At 36.8% G+C, this 17,284-nt stretch carries 9 protein-coding genes, 3 pseudogenes and 1 other annotated feature; of the genes and pseudogenes, 6 read left to right on the top strand and 6 right to left on the bottom strand.

What is annotated here, in order from left to right; genetic code table 11:
• Positions 1-44: 44 nt before the first annotated feature.
• Positions 45-2,156 (bottom strand): cell division protein FtsA, encoded by a 2,112-nt coding sequence (locus tag LC087_RS09110; protein WP_306020795.1) that lies wholly within the window; start codon positions 2,154-2,156, stop codon positions 45-47.
• Positions 2,157-2,471: 315 nt separating this feature from the next.
• Between LC087_RS09110 and LC087_RS09105 the strand changes: the two genes are divergently transcribed.
• The 4 genes and pseudogenes from LC087_RS09105 (at position 2,472) to motS (ending at position 7,252) form a co-directional block, all read left to right on the top strand.
• Positions 2,472-3,551 (top strand): bifunctional 3-deoxy-7-phosphoheptulonate synthase/chorismate mutase, encoded by a 1,080-nt coding sequence (locus LC087_RS09105; RefSeq protein WP_226539147.1) that lies wholly within the window; start codon positions 2,472-2,474, stop codon positions 3,549-3,551.
• A 691-nt stretch (positions 3,552-4,242) separates the two neighbouring features.
• Positions 4,243-5,241 (top strand): catabolite control protein A, encoded by a 999-nt coding sequence (gene ccpA, locus LC087_RS09100; RefSeq protein WP_226539148.1) that lies wholly within the window; start codon positions 4,243-4,245, stop codon positions 5,239-5,241.
• 493 nt (positions 5,242-5,734) lie between these two features.
• Positions 5,735-6,553 carry a flagellar motor protein MotP gene (gene motP / locus LC087_RS09095; RefSeq protein ID WP_226539149.1) on the top strand — a complete coding sequence of 273 codons (819 nt, stop codon included), beginning with the start codon at positions 5,735-5,737 and terminating at the stop codon, positions 6,551-6,553.
• Positions 6,543-7,252 (top strand): annotated as a pseudogene (gene motS, locus LC087_RS09090) (flagellar motor protein MotS). Before motP ends, motS begins: the two are co-directional and overlap by 11 nt.
• A 79-nt stretch (positions 7,253-7,331) precedes the next feature.
• Here motS and LC087_RS09085 read toward each other — a convergent pair.
• The 4 genes and pseudogenes from LC087_RS09085 to LC087_RS09070 form a co-directional block, all read right to left on the bottom strand.
• A pseudogene (locus LC087_RS09085) lies at positions 7,332-8,490 on the bottom strand (acetoin utilization protein AcuC).
• On the bottom strand, positions 8,487-9,131 hold the full coding sequence (locus LC087_RS09080) for an acetoin utilization AcuB family protein (protein WP_226539152.1): 645 nt from the start codon (positions 9,129-9,131) through the stop codon (positions 8,487-8,489). Before LC087_RS09080 ends, LC087_RS09085 begins: the two are co-directional and overlap by 4 nt.
• A gap of 62 nt (positions 9,132-9,193) precedes the next feature.
• Positions 9,194-9,826, bottom strand: a complete 633-nt coding sequence (locus LC087_RS09075; RefSeq protein ID WP_226539153.1) for a GNAT family N-acetyltransferase — start codon at positions 9,824-9,826, stop codon at positions 9,194-9,196.
• A gap of 349 nt (positions 9,827-10,175) precedes the next feature.
• Positions 10,176-10,316 (bottom strand): hypothetical protein, encoded by a 141-nt coding sequence (locus tag LC087_RS09070; protein ID WP_226539154.1) that lies wholly within the window; start codon positions 10,314-10,316, stop codon positions 10,176-10,178.
• A gap of 493 nt (positions 10,317-10,809) precedes the next feature.
• On the opposite strand from LC087_RS09070, the pseudogene acsA reads away from it, so the two are divergent.
• Positions 10,810-12,527 (top strand): annotated as a pseudogene (gene acsA / locus LC087_RS09065) (acetate--CoA ligase).
• Between the two features lie 142 nt (positions 12,528-12,669).
• Here acsA and LC087_RS09060 read toward each other — a convergent pair.
• Positions 12,670-15,528 (bottom strand): transglycosylase domain-containing protein, encoded by a 2,859-nt coding sequence (locus LC087_RS09060; protein ID WP_226539156.1) that lies wholly within the window; start codon positions 15,526-15,528, stop codon positions 12,670-12,672.
• Between the two features lie 166 nt (positions 15,529-15,694).
• Positions 15,695-15,923, top strand: a binding site (T-box leader).
• A 62-nt stretch (positions 15,924-15,985) separates the two neighbouring features.
• On the opposite strand from LC087_RS09060, the gene tyrS reads away from it, so the two are divergent.
• Positions 15,986-17,251: a tyrosine--tRNA ligase gene (gene tyrS, locus LC087_RS09055; RefSeq protein WP_226539157.1), complete on the top strand. Its 1,266-nt coding sequence runs from the start codon at positions 15,986-15,988 to the stop codon at positions 17,249-17,251.
• Positions 17,252-17,284: the final 33 nt, after the last annotated feature.

The following is a 17,284-nucleotide window of genomic DNA, read 5'->3' as shown; positions in this document are numbered from 1 at the left end:
AAAAGAGCAGGGAGTATCTCCTTGCTCTTTTCGTTCATTTGTTTTTAAAACCATTCAATTTTTAGTCTGTCATTCTCATTGATTTTTTCATCAAAGGTCGTTTCCTTACCGTTTTTCGTTAGCTTGAAATTTTTACGACCGTCTTTAGGAATGTCTAAATCGATTTGCTTAAATAAATCTTGAAAAATAAATGAACTAGGAGCGAGTTTTTTCATAACAATAGAATCACCATTAAATAAAGAATCACTTTCTTTTATAAGTTGGTTTTGTTTGTAAAAAAGCAAAATCGGTTTTTTTAAGATGATCTTTTTATCATTAAAAATGATCGGCACTTTTTTATGGCTTTCAATTCCAATTGCTTTTAACCAAGCACTTAAAGCAGGCTTTTTAAATGTCTCAAAGGTTAAAACATCTCCGTCTTTCATGTTTGAATCTAAATTTGCAATCACACCATTATGATATAACTGAGCGCCAAAATCTTTACATTCAATAGGCTTACCATTGAGTAGAACAATAAAAGGTTTTATGTTTTTAATCAACTGTTCTTTTCCTAAAGAGAGTAACACTTGGCGAATAGATGACGGTGTATAACTAATAATGACATCGTTATCATCAATTACATAGTGATAATCAACTTTTTTACCGTTTACTTTTATGGATGTCTCGATCAAATGAGTTTGGTCATTAAAAACAAATGATTTTTTTTCTTTTAAATGGACAAGTTCTTTTACTTTTATTTTGCTCTCCTTCCCATCGGCCCCTTTTTCATACTCAATATGATCTCCACTAGATATAAGTTCTTTAAGAGAAGTTGTATGACCATTTTTAAGGATGAATGGATTGTCTCCTTTCTCTCCAGGTATATGAGTTGTTTTTCCATTGACAGTGACGGTTTTAATACGGGCTGGTTTCCCGTATAAATCATTGATTATTACTCCAGCTGATAGGAGAACATCACCAACGGTCAATGGTTTTATTTGAAAAAGCCTCATGGGTGTTTCGTTGACTTTAACATAAATGTATTGAATAGGATTAGTAGTTGAAGAAATCGCAATTCCAATAGGGGTAATTATTTCTGGCCCAAAGGTTAGTTCTTCTTTTATAGTTAGTTTTTGAATAGCTTCAACTCCTCTAATAGCGATACGATTATGGGGTAAATCAAATTCTTGACTTAAATGAAGGTCAATCTCAGGTGTCAAGCTTCCTCCGCCAACAAGCATTATGGCTTTAGGTATTTGTCCGTTATTTAACATTAAAATATGTTCTTTAAGCTGGTTGGCTAAATTTTTTGTAGCGGGCCTTATGATATCAATCATCTCTTTTTGTGTTATTTTTGTTTCAACTCCTAAAATGTCTGTGACGACTACTTCGTCTTTTTTTAATAACTCTCGTTTTGCCTTTTCGGCTATTGAAAAGTCTAGTAAATATTCTTCTGAAATCACTTCTGTTATTTCATCACCTGCGATAGGGACCATTCCATATGACACGACGGTTCCTTCATTTGTAATGGCAATATCAGATGTGCCTGCCCCAATATCAACAAGGGCTATGTTTAAGTGGCGCATGTTAGGACGAGTGAGTACATTGATAGCGGCAATTGGTTCTAATGTCAGTGATCGCATTTCAAGATCAGCTCGTTTTAAGGCTGACAGTAAAGATTCAACGACAACTTTCGGTAAGAAGGTAGCGATAACATCAACAGAAGCGTTTTTTCCTTGTTGATCAATTAAATGGCCAATTTCATGATTATCTAGTTTGTAATGTAATACAGAATACCCTACACAGTCATATTGGTTGGAGCTATTAGCATCCTCTGATACGGAAAGCTGTATTTGTGCTTCTTGAACCGCACTAAGTTCCAAGTGAATGATATCTTCTTTTGTTACAAAAGGCTTTCCTTGAATCGATATTTCTGATGAGGCATTTACCGTTTTTAAGGAACGTCCTGCTGCTGCAATACACGCCTTTTTAAGAGGACCATGTTTTTTTTCTAGCTTGTTCTTCACTTTGGAAATGACTTCGGCTACACTAATTACATTATGAATTTGTCCATCTAACATTGCTCGTTCCTCATGCTCCTCGATTACGATATCTTCAACATGATAGTGATCGTTGCTTTTTGATAGTAAAAGACCAATTACAGTTCTTGTTCCGATATCTAATGAAAAAAAAAGGTTCAGAACTTTTCAAATGAATACACCCTCTTCATTAAAGAATCATAAAGTAAAACTATATTAGAGAAGAAAAACTTCTAACAAAAACTTTAGTACTTAAAAGCGTTTTAGTGATGAAATAATTTTTCGTGACATTTGATCTTGAATCCCTTATAATTAACCCTAATTAAAATACGTGTTCAAAAAGTTTTGGAATAAGGATGGTGAATAAAATGAAGAGCTTCATCTCCGATAACCATGTGGTAGAACTTTTTAAACAACCTCTATTATTTATTAATATTCGAAAGGATGAGAAAGATGAGTAATGCTGAACTAGATGCATTAAGAGAGAGAGTAGACGAGTTGAATTTAGAGATGTTAAAGCTGATTAACGAGCGAGGAATGTTGGTGCAAGAGATTGGTAAGGCGAAAGAAGCACAAGGTATAAATCGATATGATCCAGTTCGTGAAAGAAATATGTTAAATAATATAAAAGAGCATAATGATGGTCCTTTTGAGGATTCAACATTACAACATATATTTAAAGAAATTTTTAAAGCAGGTTTAGAGTTACAAGAAGATGACCATAGAAAAGCCCTATTAGTTTCTCGGAAGAAAAAACCTGAAGATACGGTAGTGAATATAAAAGGCGTAGAAATTGGAAATGGAGCACAAACATTAATTGTGGGGCCTTGTGCTGTTGAGAGTTATGAACAAGTGGCAACAGTAGCTGAAGCCGTTAAGAAAAAAGGGCTTAAGTTATTACGAGGAGGTGCCTTTAAACCAAGAACATCTCCTTATGATTTCCAGGGGCTAGGTATTGAAGGGTTAAAGATATTGAAGCAAGTGGCAGATGAGTATGATCTAGCTACTATTAGTGAAATTACCAGTCCATCCCATATTGAAATAGCACTAGATTATATTGATGTTATTCAAATTGGTGCACGAAATATGCAAAATTTCGAATTGCTTAAAGCGGCCGGAGCAGTTAACAAACCTGTGTTATTAAAACGTGGCCTTTCTGCTACTATTTCGGAATTTATGAATGCGGCTGAATATATTATTTCTCAAGGAAACGATCAAATTATTCTTTGTGAAAGAGGCATTCGAACGTATGAAAGAGCAACGAGAAATACTTTAGATATTTCTGCTGTTCCTATATTAAAGCAAGAAACACACCTCCCTGTATTTGTGGATGTTACTCATTCAACAGGAAGACGTGATTTGTTATTACCCGCAGCAAAAGCAGCATTAGCTATAGGAGCAGATGGAGTGATGACTGAGGTTCATCCAGATCCGGCAGTTGCCCTGTCAGATTCCGCTCAACAAATGGATCTTGACCAATTTGACGAATTTTATGAAGGACTTTCTTTATCAAAATCAACAGTAACAAAATAAATACTTGAGGAAAGCTAGCCAAGAGAAAGGCTAGCTTTTTTCGTATTAGATTATATTAAAAACTTTTCATAATGAACCGATAACATTAATGAGAGCTAAAAGCGTTCTTTTTAGTCCCGAAAAAAATGAAAAAAAAGAGGCCGAATCGAATAATAACAATGTGTTATTAAGTAAAGACATTGCAGACGCTTTCATTGTGTAATATGATAATTTACATATAGGTAGTTTTCTATTAAGACAAAAAACGAAATTAATGTCGATTGGTGACTAATTTCACACGCTTTCTTAATATATTTTTCAGCGATTAAAGTTAAAAAATATTCTTTAAGTGCGTGTTCAAAAAGTAGGGGGAAAAGGGCCGAGAAGAACGAGGCGACTGCTTAAAGGAACGCAGGCTAAGTTCAGTCACGTCGCGAGAGCAACGCCTGCGCTAGCCCGTCCTGGGCATCGAAGCACCACAGTGTACGTACAGAAGGATTACAGGCTAAGAACAACCACTTCCTGTGGTTAACGCCTGTGCTAGCACATCCTGTGCGTCGGAGGAGTGGAATAGCGAGACAACAAAGTTATTCAACAGCAATTTTTCATAACTTTTTGAACAACCTCTTTAATAGAAATAGGCGGATGTCACTAGAAAAAAGTGATATGGTCATACTATAAGTAAATAATGTCACAATGAGGAGTGATCGTAATGAATGTAACAATATATGATGTTGCACGTGAAGCGAATGTGTCAATGGCTACGGTATCACGTGTAGTAAATGGCAACCCGAACGTAAAACCTACGACTCGGAAAAAAGTTTTGGATGCTATTGAAAGGCTTGGTTATCGGCCTAATGCTGTTGCTAGAGGGTTAGCTAGTAAACGAACAACAACAGTGGGTGTCATTATACCTGATATCTCTAGTACGTTGTATTCTGAATTAGCAAGAGGAATTGAAGATATAGCAACGATGTATAAATATAATATAATTTTATGTAATTCTGATCAAAATTTAGAGAAAGAGCTTCATCTCATTAATACTTTGTTAGGAAAACAAGTGGATGGTCTTGTATTTATGGGTGGAGAAATTACAAAAGATCATATAGAGGAGTTTAATCGCTCACCTGTTCCAATTGTATTAGCTGCCGCTATAGATGAAAGTGATCAAATTCCTTCTGTAAATATTGATTATGAACAAGCAGCTTTTGATGCTGTTATGTTTTTAATTAACAAAGGACATAACCGTATTGCATTTTTAACAGGTCCTAAGAACGAACCTATAAATGGTGCCAAAAAGCTAGCTGGATATAAAAGAGCTTTACAAGAATCAGGAATTGACTTTGATGAAGAACTTTTGCAAGAAGGAGACAACACTTATGATTCTGGTACTGAGGCATTTCAGTCAATCAAAGATCTTCCAAACAGACCGACAGCGATTTTCGTTGCAACAGATGAAATGGCATTAGGAGTGATTCATGGTGCTCAAGATAGTGGATACCATGTTCCAACAGACATTGATGTAGTTGGGTTTGACAATACCCGACTAGCAACGATGATTCGTCCAACCTTAACAACAGTTGTCCAACCTACTTATGATATTGGGGCCGTAGCAATGAGGCTGTTAACAAAGTTAATGAATAAGGAAACAGTTGAAAACTACTCAGTAGTTTTGCCACATAGAATTGAAAAGAGACAGTCGACTAAATAAATCTAAAAAATGTACTTAAATGCCCTTTTTAACAATTGAAAATAGAGAGAAAAAAGATTTGAGTTTATTTTTAAAAGATAGGAGTCATCCCTTTACAAAAGTAGCTTTCTGAGAATGAGATAACCTTTTGATATGTTCTAGAAGTGCGTGTTCAAAAAGTAGGGGAAAAAGGGCCGAGAAGAACGAGGCGTCCTGCTTATGAACGCAGGCTAAGTTCAGCCACGTTCTGTGGCAACGCCTGCGCTAGCCTGTCCTGGGCATCGAAGCACCGCAGTGTACAAACAGAAGTATCACGAGCTAAAGACGTCCCCATCCTAGGGACAACGCTCGTGCTAGCCAATCCTGGCGTCGGAGCTTGGAATAGCGAGACAACAAAGTTATTCGACAGCAATTTTTCATGACTTTTTGAACAACCTCTAAAAGGGAGCTCTCTTCATATTAAGTGGTGTGAGTAAAGGTTTCAGCTTTTCTAATTATTAGGGAGTGGAGATGTTTGAAGCGCAAAGATATTTTAACGCCGATTGGTATTTTACTAGGATTATCAATGATCATAGTGGGAATATTGTCGGGAGCTGGAATGACTGGCTTCCGTTCTTTTTTAGATATTACTTCATTTTTTGTTGTAACAGGGGGTTTGTTAGCAGCTTTGATGGTTAGTTTCCCTTTCAAGGAATTAAAAAATGCTCCTGTGATACTAAAACAGGCGTTTACAATAGATGATTTAAATAAATATGAGTTGGTTAATCATTTTATCGAATTATCGGAAAAAGCTAGAAGACAAGGATTATTATCTTTGGAACCAGATGTGATGGAAATGGATGATCGGTTTTTGCGAAAAGGGTTAATGCTAGTGATAGATGGAGTAGACCAAAATACAATTTCCGATATTTTGAACACGGATATTGCCTCTATGGAAGAAAGGCACCGAAAGGGTCGAAGGGTTTTTGAAAAGGCTGGTGAATTTGCTCCTGCATGGGGAATGATTGGGACCTTAATTGGCTTAGTGCTGATGTTAAATCACCTTAACACCCCAGAAACGCTTGGTCCTAACATGGCTATCGCTTTACTTACCACTCTTTATGGTTCGTTACTAGCTAATATGCTATTTTTACCTATTGCTGCGAAATTAGAGGAAAAAACAGAAGAAGAGATTTTTATGAAGCAAATTATGATTGAAGGAATCATCGGTATTCAAACAGGACAAAATTCGAGACAATTGTTTGATAAGCTTTCTGTGTTTGTAAAAGAAAACAATAAAAAGGCGGATGAAGAAGAATTATCTGAAGATGAGGATGTTCTTTATGAAGCTTAGAAAGAATCGGGTTTCTTCTCAATCTTCTAACTCTGCTAGATGGATCGTAACTTTCTCAGATTTAATTACTTTAATACTCGTATTCTTTATTTTACTGTTTTCTATGTCAAGTATAGATGCAGAAAAGTTTAAAAAGGTCATAAGCTCGTTTAATAATGGGATTTTAGATGAGCAAACCTCGATTGTAGATGACCATGATATTGTAGAAGAGCCAGAACTCAAGAAAAAGTGAAGCAGGAAGATGAGTTGGATGAACTTTTAAAACAAATAAGAACCTATTTACACGATAATCAATTAGATCACATGATAACAGCTACTCGAGAGGAAAAAGGCGTTGTACTTGTTTTACAAGAAAATGTTTTATTCTTGTCTGGTGAAGCATACATATTAGAGGATGCTTATCCTTTTTTAGAAACGATGGCATCCTTATTTGAAACGATTTCTAATGATATTAGAGTAGAGGGGCATACAGATAGTCGCCCAATATCTACTTATCAATATCCTTCTAACTGGGAGCTTTCAAGTGCAAGAGCAAGTAGTGTTATACGCTATTTTACTAATGAGAAACAACTAAGTGAATCGAGGTTTGTTGCGGTTGGATATTCAGACACAATGCCAGTAAGTAATAATGAAAGCGAAGAGTCTATGAAGAAAAATAGACGTGTGGAAATTGTTATTATGGACAACAAACAGGAGTAGTAGTCTTTGTAGACTGCTACCTTTTTCGTTTTTAGACCTATATTAATAGAATTACCCCCTACTTAAGTAGTAGGGGTAGTTAAGCTCTTTGTCTTCTGTGAATTATCTGTAATGATCTTTTCAATGTTTGAGCATTCTTTTCTTCAATTTCTTGTTTTCGAGGTATAGGTTTATATAGATTAGGAGGGTCTTCCCATGTAGGTACAAGATCGACAGGTGATTTCTTCTGCCATTTCTTTATCCATTCGATAGGGAGATCTCCATTTACTTTAATTCCTTTCATTTCTAGCCAAATATATGCCCATGCCCTTGGGACGACTCTCCATATGTCGTATCCTCCTCCTCCAAGTGCAATCCATCTACCCTCACAATACTCATCAGCTACACGATGAGCTAATTTGGGAATTTCCTGAAAGATATCGATAGTAGAAGAAAGATGTGTGAGTGGATCCCAATAATGTGCATCTGCTCCATTTTGTGTCACAATCACATCAGGCTTAAAAAAATGAGCAATTTCTAATAAGGATTGTTCATAAACTTGTAAAAAAAGATTCATTTTCTGTAAATGCATCCAAAGGGATATTGAAGGTTGTACCATAGCCTGGACCACTTCCTCTTTCATTGACGTTTCCTGTCCCAGGAAATAAGTACCTTCCCGTCTCATGAATGGACAGTGTACAAACGTTGGGGTTGTCGTAAAAAGCCCATTGTACTCCATCCCCATGATGAGCATCTGTATCTACATATAAAACTTTTATATCATATTTTTTTATTAAATGGTGGATTGCGACGGCGCTATCATTATAAATGCAAAAACCAGATGCTTTTCCTCTAAAACCGTGATGAAGTCCACCTCCTAGATTAAGGGCGTAGTTGGCTTTACCAGACATCACATATTCAGCTGCTGTTAACGTTCCGCCGACAAGTAAAGAGGTGGATTCATGCATACTTTCAAAAATAGGAACATCCTCTGTTCCAAGCCCTACATTTAAAGCAGTAGTTTGATCTAATTTTCCAACACTTGCTTTTTTTACTAGATCTATATACGTTTGCTCATGTGCAAGTAAGAGCTCGTGATCCTCAGCAAGCCGAGGAGAGACGATTTCTTTTTCTTCTATTACATTGAGTCTTTTTAATAAATCTAGCGTTAATTCAACTCGAATATGATTGAAAGGGTGATTCTCATTGAATTGGTATTTTTGATAAAAGGGTGAATAAATAAAGGCACAATTACTCATGAGGATATCCCCGGCAAATTAGGCCATAAAACTTCATATCCACTCTTTCTTAAGCTTTCAATCACACTCATTGGATTCATTGTTTGAATGCGGAAAACCAATATTTTAAATTGGTCATTAAAGTCTGGATAAACGAGAACACTAAGAATGTTTACATTTTTTTGTTGAATAATACTTGATACTTCAGCAAGACTTCCAGATAAATTTGGAACCTTGACTTCAATTTGTGAACCAGGTTGGAGTCCTCCAGTTAATTGAATAAACGTATAAAGTAGGTCAGCTTCAGTAACGATCCCTACGAGCTTTTCATGATTCACAATGGGTAAGCAACCGATGCGATGTTCATAGAAAATGGCTGATATTTCTTCGACAAAGTCTAAAGGATGACCAGTAATCACATCCCATTTCATAATGTCTTCAATAGGTCGAGATAAAAATTGTTTTTCATTTACGAGTTCAAAGATAGACGGGCTTGCATCTCGAATATCTCGGTCCGAAATAATCCCCACTAATATCCCATGCTTATCAATAATTGGGATATGCCTAATGTCTTCTTTACCCATGACTTCAATTGCCTTTTCAATGGTATCATGAGGTCCTAATGTAGAGACTTCTTTTCTCATTATTTGCTCGACAATCATATTTCTCTCTCCCTTTAAAGAAATTTCAGCTAGGTGATCTAGTAAGAAGTTTTTAAATTTAACTAATACATAAATTTGTTCATAAAACGGAGACGATCAAATTTTTCAATAGACTCTTTATTTACATTCTTACCGATTCTAGCCATTAGGCAGTTCGCAGGGTGAGAGCATATTTCAGGATCATCTGTTGCGAACCATTCTAATCCACCTGCCACCATCATTTTCTCCATGATTTTTCGGTATTCCCAAACATTCAATCCTGTTCCTTTTAAATCCCAATGCCAGTAGTATTCTGTTGTGATAATAATATAATTTTCAATCCAGTCATCCATTGTGGATACTCTAAGCAACGTTTTTCCGATCGAATAACCTCTAAACTGGTTTGCAACCTCGATTGCACCAAGTTCAATTAAATCCTTCATTTTTCCTTCAGACCATCTTTCAAGTGGGTCGGGATAGAGATATGTAACATAACCTATAATAGTTTCATTTAATCTAGCAATAATAATGCGACCCTCGGGGAGCTGGGAAATCTCGATTAATGCTGCATGTTGTTTTTCAGGTTGTCTAAATGCTACTAGTCCTTCATGAAATGTATATTTTTTTAACTTTTCTGCTCCAATGGGGCCTTCAACAATTAATGTTCCATGTGGTGTTTTTAGTTCTTGAGCATTATATGTTTTCACATGCTCCATTTGATCACCGCCTATAATTTTTCAAAAGATAAGAGTGTATAAACTTTGTCCTTTATAAGAAGGTGCAAACATCGTTGTCTACTCCAGCGCCTAGCCACTCGAGGTCATAAGTCACGTAGAACAAAAGATAAAGAACATCTTTCTTTTCTCTGCACCTTATGCTTGTCGTGGCTGAGCAAGACGCTTGCGCCTTTCTTATTGTAATGAGGTTATGGTTTCACTTTTTGTTGTCTAATTTTTATGGCAAGTACAATTTAAATATGGGTACCTTTATTATACAGGATATGTGAAAAAATAAAGCGTTTTCATAAATTTGTTTTTACTAAAAGATAAGAAAGTGAGCTTCTTTTTATAAAAAAGGTATTTTTTGTTGTCTAGCTCCATCGCCCAGCAACTCGTAAGTTTTTCGATGCACAGGAAGTTCTAGCATCATCGTTGCCCACAGGACGTGGGCGCCTTTAGATGGTGTTCCATTTCTTTGATAAGTCAACGGAGACGCCTCCAGGAGGGAGGTGGATCTACGTTTGCCACAGGACGTGGCAGTAGTTAGTAGATCCTCTACTTTAGGGCTTTTCGTGTTTCCTTTATCTCATACGGCGATGCCCAGGACGGGCTAGCGTCAACGTTAGTCACACGATGTGACTGTTGTTAGTTGACGTTCCTTTGCTTTGCGTTGCTAAACGGGCGCTTCCGCTTTTCTTACAGAGTAAGAAAGTATAAAAATCTGTCCTTATTCGGATGGTGCTTTTATTTTTGTCTAGCTCCATCGCCCAACGACTCGTAAGTTTTCGCCCTTCTCCTTATGATAAGTCAACATCGAAGCCCTGTGGCTTTTCGTGTTTCCTTTATCTCATACGAAGTGCTCAAGCCCCTTCGTCGTTAGGCGGGCGCTTGCGCTTTTCTTATAAAAAATTGAGAAAACGAGTTTCGTATACTATAATGATAACAGAGTGAAATAATTCCATAAAGGGGGAAAATGCATAGTGAAAATGGAAGCGCTGCCAGTAGTGAAGGGGAATTATAATCTTCAAGACTATGAGAAGGTTAAAGAAGATTTTGATTGGAAAAAGGTTGAAGAAGCGTTTTCTTGGTCTGAAACAGGTCGAATGAATGCAGCCTACGAGGCCATTGATCGCCATACAAAAACGTATCGTAAAAATAAAATTGCTCTTTATTATCGAGATCAAAATCGTGAAGAAAAGTATACGTTTAAAGAAATGATGGACTTGTCTAATAAGGCAGGGAATGTGTTAAAAAGGTATGCCGATGTTCAAAAAGGGGATCGAGTCTTTGTTTTCATGCCAAGATCACCAGAACTATATGCGATTTCTTTAGGCGCAATTAAACTAGGTGCAATTGTAGGTCCTCTTTTTGAAGCGTTTATGGAAGGGGCAGTATTTGATCGTCTTGCAGATAGTGAAGCGAAAGTCATTGTCACAACTCCGGAATTACTTGATAGGGTTCCCATTAATGAATTAAAGAGCCTAAAATCTGTTATCATTGTGGGGGATGAGCATTTCGAGGGTGATGTTTTTGTGAATTATCACCAATGTTTAAAAGATGTGTCAAAACATTTGCAAATAGAGTGGATGGATCATACGGATGGAATGTTGCTTCATTATACTTCTGGCTCTACTGGAAAACCGAAAGGAGTTCTCCATGTCCACCAAGGAATGATTCAACAATATCAAACTGCAGCATGGGTTCTTGATTTAAAAGAAGATGATGTCTACTGGTGTACGGCTGATCCAGGCTGGGTGACAGGAACGGTTTATGGTATGTTTGGACCTTGGCTTCATGGCGCATCTAATGTCGTTTTAGGTGGTAGGTTCAATCCATCAGAATGGTATCAATTAATTGAAGACTATGGAGTGACGGTATGGTACAGCGCACCTACTGCATTCAGAATGCTGATGGGAGCTGGCAACGAAATTGTTAAGCGATATGAGCAAATTCCTTAAGGCACATTTTAAGTGTTGGAGAACCACTTAATCCAGAAGTCATTAAGTGGGGAATGATAGTCTTTCATAAGCGAATTCATGATACGTGGTGGATGACAGAAACAGGCTCACAAATGATCTGTAATTACCCATGTATGGAAATTAAACCTGGATCCATGGGGAAACCAATACCAGGAGTCGAAGCAGCGATTATCGATAATGAAGGAAATGAGTTACCACCTTATTGCATGGGGAACCTAGCCATTAAGAAGGGCTGGCCATCTATGATGAACGCCATTTGGAATAATGAAGAGAAGTATCAATCTTATTTTATGCCTGGTGGCTGGTATATTTCTGGTGATTCTGCTTATAAAGATGAAGATGGGTATTTTTGGTTTCAGGGGAGAATTGATGATGTGATTTTGACTTCAGGTGAAAGGGTAGGACCGTTTGAAGTGGAAAGCAAACTAGTAGAGCATCCTGCTATAGCTGAAGCAGGTGTTATTGGTATACCTGATCCTATACGTGGAGAAATCATTAAAGCGTTTGTATCTCTTCGTGAAGGTTATGAAGCAACCGATGAATTAAAAGAAGAAATTCGTCTGTTTATTAAAAAAGGCCTTGCGGCTCATGCAGCTCCAAGGCAAATCGAATTTAAAGAATCACTTCCAAAAACCCGTAGTGGAAAGATCATGAGAAGAGTGTTAAAAGCGTGGGAATTAAACTTACCAACAGGTGATTTATCTACGATGGAAGAATAGAGTAAAAAAGACGCTCAGAGTTGTGTATTCTGAGCGTTTAATAATGGATATATTTCTCGTCTTTCTTAAACAATGTATTAACTTTCCAAAAGTTACAAATTAAAATGAGCATCTCCAATCGTATGGAGATGCTCTTAATTCATTATTCTTCGGTGGAGATTGCTTCTTCTTCCTCTTTAGCTTTTTGCTCTTCCTCTTCCTGCTTTTGTTTCTCTTTTTCTTCTTGTTCTTTCCCTTTCTTGGCATATTGACTACCTTGTACGACGGTATAGGAAGTCGACTGTTTACCCGCAACATCAACCGCAACGACGTAATATTCCGCTGTTTGATCGCTAATATTTACGGATAATGTTTGGTTAGCAGGTACACTGGCAACTTTTCTAAATGAATTAGAGTTGAATGCCGCCTGATAAACACGATAGCCAATGACATCAGAGTCACCGCTAGTGTTCCAAGATAATGAGTTTCCTGACAACCTGACACCTGTGACGGCAGAAGGAATGGTACCATTATCTGTGATTTGATCTGCTTCTGTGGCAATGGCTTGCTTTCCTTTTATGCCATCAGGTAACCATTGCATTAGTTGCTGAATACTCGATAAATTATGCTTTTTCAAGAAGTCTTTACTGATCGTATATCCTGTTTGCACAAACTCACTAGGAGCGGATGAAGGGACTTGATACGCCTTATCCTTTACATATACAAACTTACCATCTGTTAAACTATTATCCTTTTTAGTAGGAACAAACTTCGCATTATAAATATCACTATCTACTAATCCTGCTTCGCTACATCCCTTTGAGGCAAGGTCACCTGTTAATTTACAGTACGAACGTGTGACAATTCCGCCAGGTGATTTAAAGCTCGTGTTAGGATCAATTAAGTCAGGGTTGACTTTGTAGGCGGCGTTGATAAGCTCTGCCCATAGACCAAGGTTACGTTCACTATATTTTTTTCCTTTATATGTGTAGTTAAGTCCTCTTATAGCTTTATTTTCTGTTTCAGGATGTTCATACCCCATCCACGTTCCAAAAGAAACAGAAGGATTTGAGGCGACAAACCAAGCATCTTTATAATCCTGACCTGTTCCTGTTTTTCCTGACCAATTGGAACTGAAAGAAAGCATTCCATTTAACCTACCAGCTGTTCCACTAGTGACGACATCTCTCATAACATTTAATGTTAAATAAGCGGTTTGAGGTGAGAACACTCTCGTTGGTTGGCTTTCATGTTGATAAATGACTTCTCCCTCTTTTGTTTCGATTTTTTCTATCATGTATGCATCAATAAATTCACCATAATTAGGGAAAGTGGCATAGGCATTTACATTTTCCTCCACAGAAACACCATCTGTTAAAGCACCTAATGCTACTGCAGGAGCGTTATAATCTCTTTTTTTGTTTAAAGTAGAGAACCCCATTTTTTCAAGATAAGTCATTGGATTGCTTTTTTGAAGCATTTCAGTATAAATCTTTACAGCTGGAACATTATAAGACTGGGTCAAAGCTTTTCTAGCACTCACAAATCCACTATATCTACTAGTGTAATTGTGTACACCATGACTTGTACCAGAGTAGTTATAGGGTGCATCTAAAATAACCGAACCTGGTTGAGCAAAGCCATTTTCAAATGCAGGTGCATAAACAAGTAAAGGTTTCATCGTTGAACCATTTGGCCGAGGTGCTGCTGTTGCGTAATTGACTTGTGAGCGTTCGAAGTCTCGACCTCCAAAAAAACTAATGATCTTACCTGTCTTATTTTCAATTAGTACAGCTCCGGCTTCAACTGGTTCGCCAGCAATTTCTTTTCCATAGTATTGATAATTTTCAGCTGCTGCTTGCTGAGCATCATAAATGGCTTTATCTATAGTTGTCGTAATTTTATAGCCTTCTTGTCTAAGCTTTTCATCGGCTTCAGACTTATAGAAAGAGAAAAGCTTACTATTTTCTTTTAGTTCCTCTTCTTTATAACCATATTCCTTAGCTAAAACATAGGCTAATTGTTCTTTAGCTCTAGTTTCAATCTCATACGTTAACCTTGGGTATTTTTCATAAGGTGTACTGTCATTTTTCTTTAACGTTTCTTCAAGCTCTAATCTTAACTGCTGATCATCGAATGTTAATGCTTGGTCATATTCTTCTTCTGTTAAATATTCTTCCTTATACATTCTTGATAAAACTGTTTTCATTCGATTAAGACCTGGATTCAGATCATCTTTAATAACGACTTTGCCCTCCTCGTTTTTCCAAAACGGGGTATACGCGAAAGGGCTTTGTGGTAATCCAGCTATGTAGGCTGCTTGGGGAAGCGTTAAGTCTTTTGCTTCAACTCCAAATAATCCTTTTGCAGTTGCTTGAACACCGGCTATATTTTGTCCAGCACTGTTTCTTCCAAAGGTAGCTACATTTAAGTAAGCTTCTAAAATCTCTTCTTTTTCAAAGAAATTTTCCACGCGAAGAGATAATAAGATTTCCTTTGCTTTTCGATCAAATGAAACTTCATTCGTTAACACTTGGTTTTTAATTAATTGTTGTGTGAGTGTACTTCCACCAGAACGAGTGGAGGCGTTGGTGACTTCTTGAAATAGGGCCCTAAGTATCGCTTTTGGAACGACCCCTTCGTGTTCATTGAAGTATTCATCTTCTGTAGCGATAAGCGCGTCTACTAAATGAGGTGAGATTTGATCTAATGTAACACGCTCGCGGACTAAATCCGTTTTTAGTTTTCCTAGAGACTCGCCACTTCCAAAATAAACTTCTGATGTTTCTTCTATATCGTTGATCTTTCTATTTAATTCATCTTTTGAACGGATTGGCTCTTCATCTACTAAAGATGCGAAGTAACCAGCTCCTACACCACTAACAAAAGAAAATCCTATTAAACCTATAATAAAAGTTAGTAACATTAGATTCCAAATAACATAATAGCTGATTCTTAGTTTACTTGAATTTTCTTTTAATAGTGGGCTGATTTTTGTAAACCATTGAAATCGATTTTTCACACCGATCCACCTCCCTTAAAAATCTTGTTTATTATAGCATATTTGTCGAAATGGATATACGATAAATCTATTTTTAGTCGTTTGACTTTTTTATAAGGGTGTGATAAAAAGGATTGTAAAGTTAATGACTTCTACATCCTTTAATAAATTTAAACCAATATTATAAATGACTGCAATGACTGAATAAAGTAACGAACTTCTCCCTGTGATAGAGAGCTGGTGTGTGGTGGAAATCAGCACATAGAAGAGATCGTGAATTACATTCAAGAGCTTCTTTTGTGAACAGATTTTTTCTAATTAGCAAAAGACGGTGAAGAGCCGTTATCGTTATCGAGTGAAGTACCTTTTATGGTATTTAAAATTGGGTGGTACCGCGATATCAAGTCGTCCCTGCATATGGAAATGTATGTAGGGGTGGCTTTTTTATTTGATAAAAATATGAATAGGAGATAAAAACATGACAAATTTGATCGAAGATTTAAAATTTCGAGGGTTAATTAATCAAATGACAGACGAAGAAGGGTTAAATGAGTTGCTATCGAAAGAGCAAGTGAAGCTGTATGCTGGATTTGATCCCACCGCTGATAGCTTGCATATTGGTCATTTACTTCCAATCTTAATTTTAAAAAGGTTTCAACTTGCTGGACATAGTCCAATCGCGTTAGTAGGTGGAGGAACGGGCCTGATTGGAGACCCTAGTGGAAAGAATGCAGAACGAACGCTCAATGAACAATCGGTCGTAGAACAATTTACCGATAAAATAAAACAGCAATTAGCTCGTTTTTTAGATTTCTCTCATTCAGAAAACCCAGCGATAGCTGCTAACAATTACGATTGGTTAGGAAAGCTTGATGTAATCGGTTTTTTAAGAGATATTGGAAAGAATTTCGGTATTAACTATATGCTAGCAAAGGATTCGGTGAAGTCGAGAATTGAATCAGGAATTTCCTTTACAGAATTCACCTACATGATCTTACAGTCGTATGATTTCTTAAATTTATATCAGAAAGAAAATTGTAAGCTCCAAATTGGTGGTAGTGATCAATGGGGAAATATTACGGCTGGACTCGAACTGATTCGTAAAACGGAAGGAGAGAATGCCAAAGCATTTGGATTAACAATCCCGCTTGTGACAAAGTCCGATGGCACGAAGTTTGGTAAAACAGAAGGTGGATCGGTTTGGTTAGATGAAGAAAAAACGTCTCCTTATGAATTTTATCAATTTTGGATTAATACAGATGATAAAGATGTCATGAAATACTTGAAGTATTTCACATTTTTAACGAGAGAAGAGATAGAAAGTCTTCAAAAAGAACTTGAAGACGCTCCTGAAAATCGTTCTGCACAAAAAGCATTAGCAGAGGAGATGACGAAGCTTGTCCATGGTGAGGACGCACTTAAACAAGCCATTAATATTTCAAATGCTTTATTTAAAGGGGATATTCAATCGTTAACGGGTGAGGAAATTAAGCAAGGGTTTAAAGATGTTCCTACATTTGAAGTGAATAAAGAGGATATTCCGTTAGTTGAATTATTAGTACAGACGAAAATTTCTTCATCTAAAAGACAAGCTCGAGAAGATATAACAAATGGAGCTATTTATATTAATGGTGAGAGGCAGCAAGAGGTTAGTCATGTAGTGACAAATGAAGATCGTATAGAAAATGCTTTTTCCATTATTCGTCGAGGAAAGAAAAAGTATTACATGATCAAGTTTATATAAAATAAAGAATGTGCCTGATTTCAGGCACATTCT

Origin of the sequence: Bacillus carboniphilus, from assembly GCF_020524035.2 — a bacterium.
Lineage (GTDB): Bacteria > Bacillota > Bacilli > Bacillales > JAIVKR01 > Bacillus_CC.
Note: the sequence above shows the minus strand (reverse complement) of the source record. Positions and strands in the feature narration are given on the sequence as shown.

What these genes read in the sequence shown, in the direction of transcription:
- LC087_RS09080 (WP_226539152.1), bottom strand. Translation starts at nt 9,131, where the DNA reads ATGATTGTCGAGCAAATAATGAGAAAAGAAGTCTCTACATTAGGACCT.
- LC087_RS09075 (WP_226539153.1), bottom strand. Translation starts at nt 9,826, where the DNA reads ATGGAGCATGTGAAAACATATAATGCTCAAGAACTAAAAACACCACAT.
- tyrS (WP_226539157.1), top strand. Translation starts at nt 15,986, where the DNA reads ATGACAAATTTGATCGAAGATTTAAAATTTCGAGGGTTAATTAATCAA.
- ccpA (WP_226539148.1), top strand. Translation starts at nt 4,243, where the DNA reads ATGAATGTAACAATATATGATGTTGCACGTGAAGCGAATGTGTCAATG.
- LC087_RS09105 (WP_226539147.1), top strand. Translation starts at nt 2,472, where the DNA reads ATGAGTAATGCTGAACTAGATGCATTAAGAGAGAGAGTAGACGAGTTG.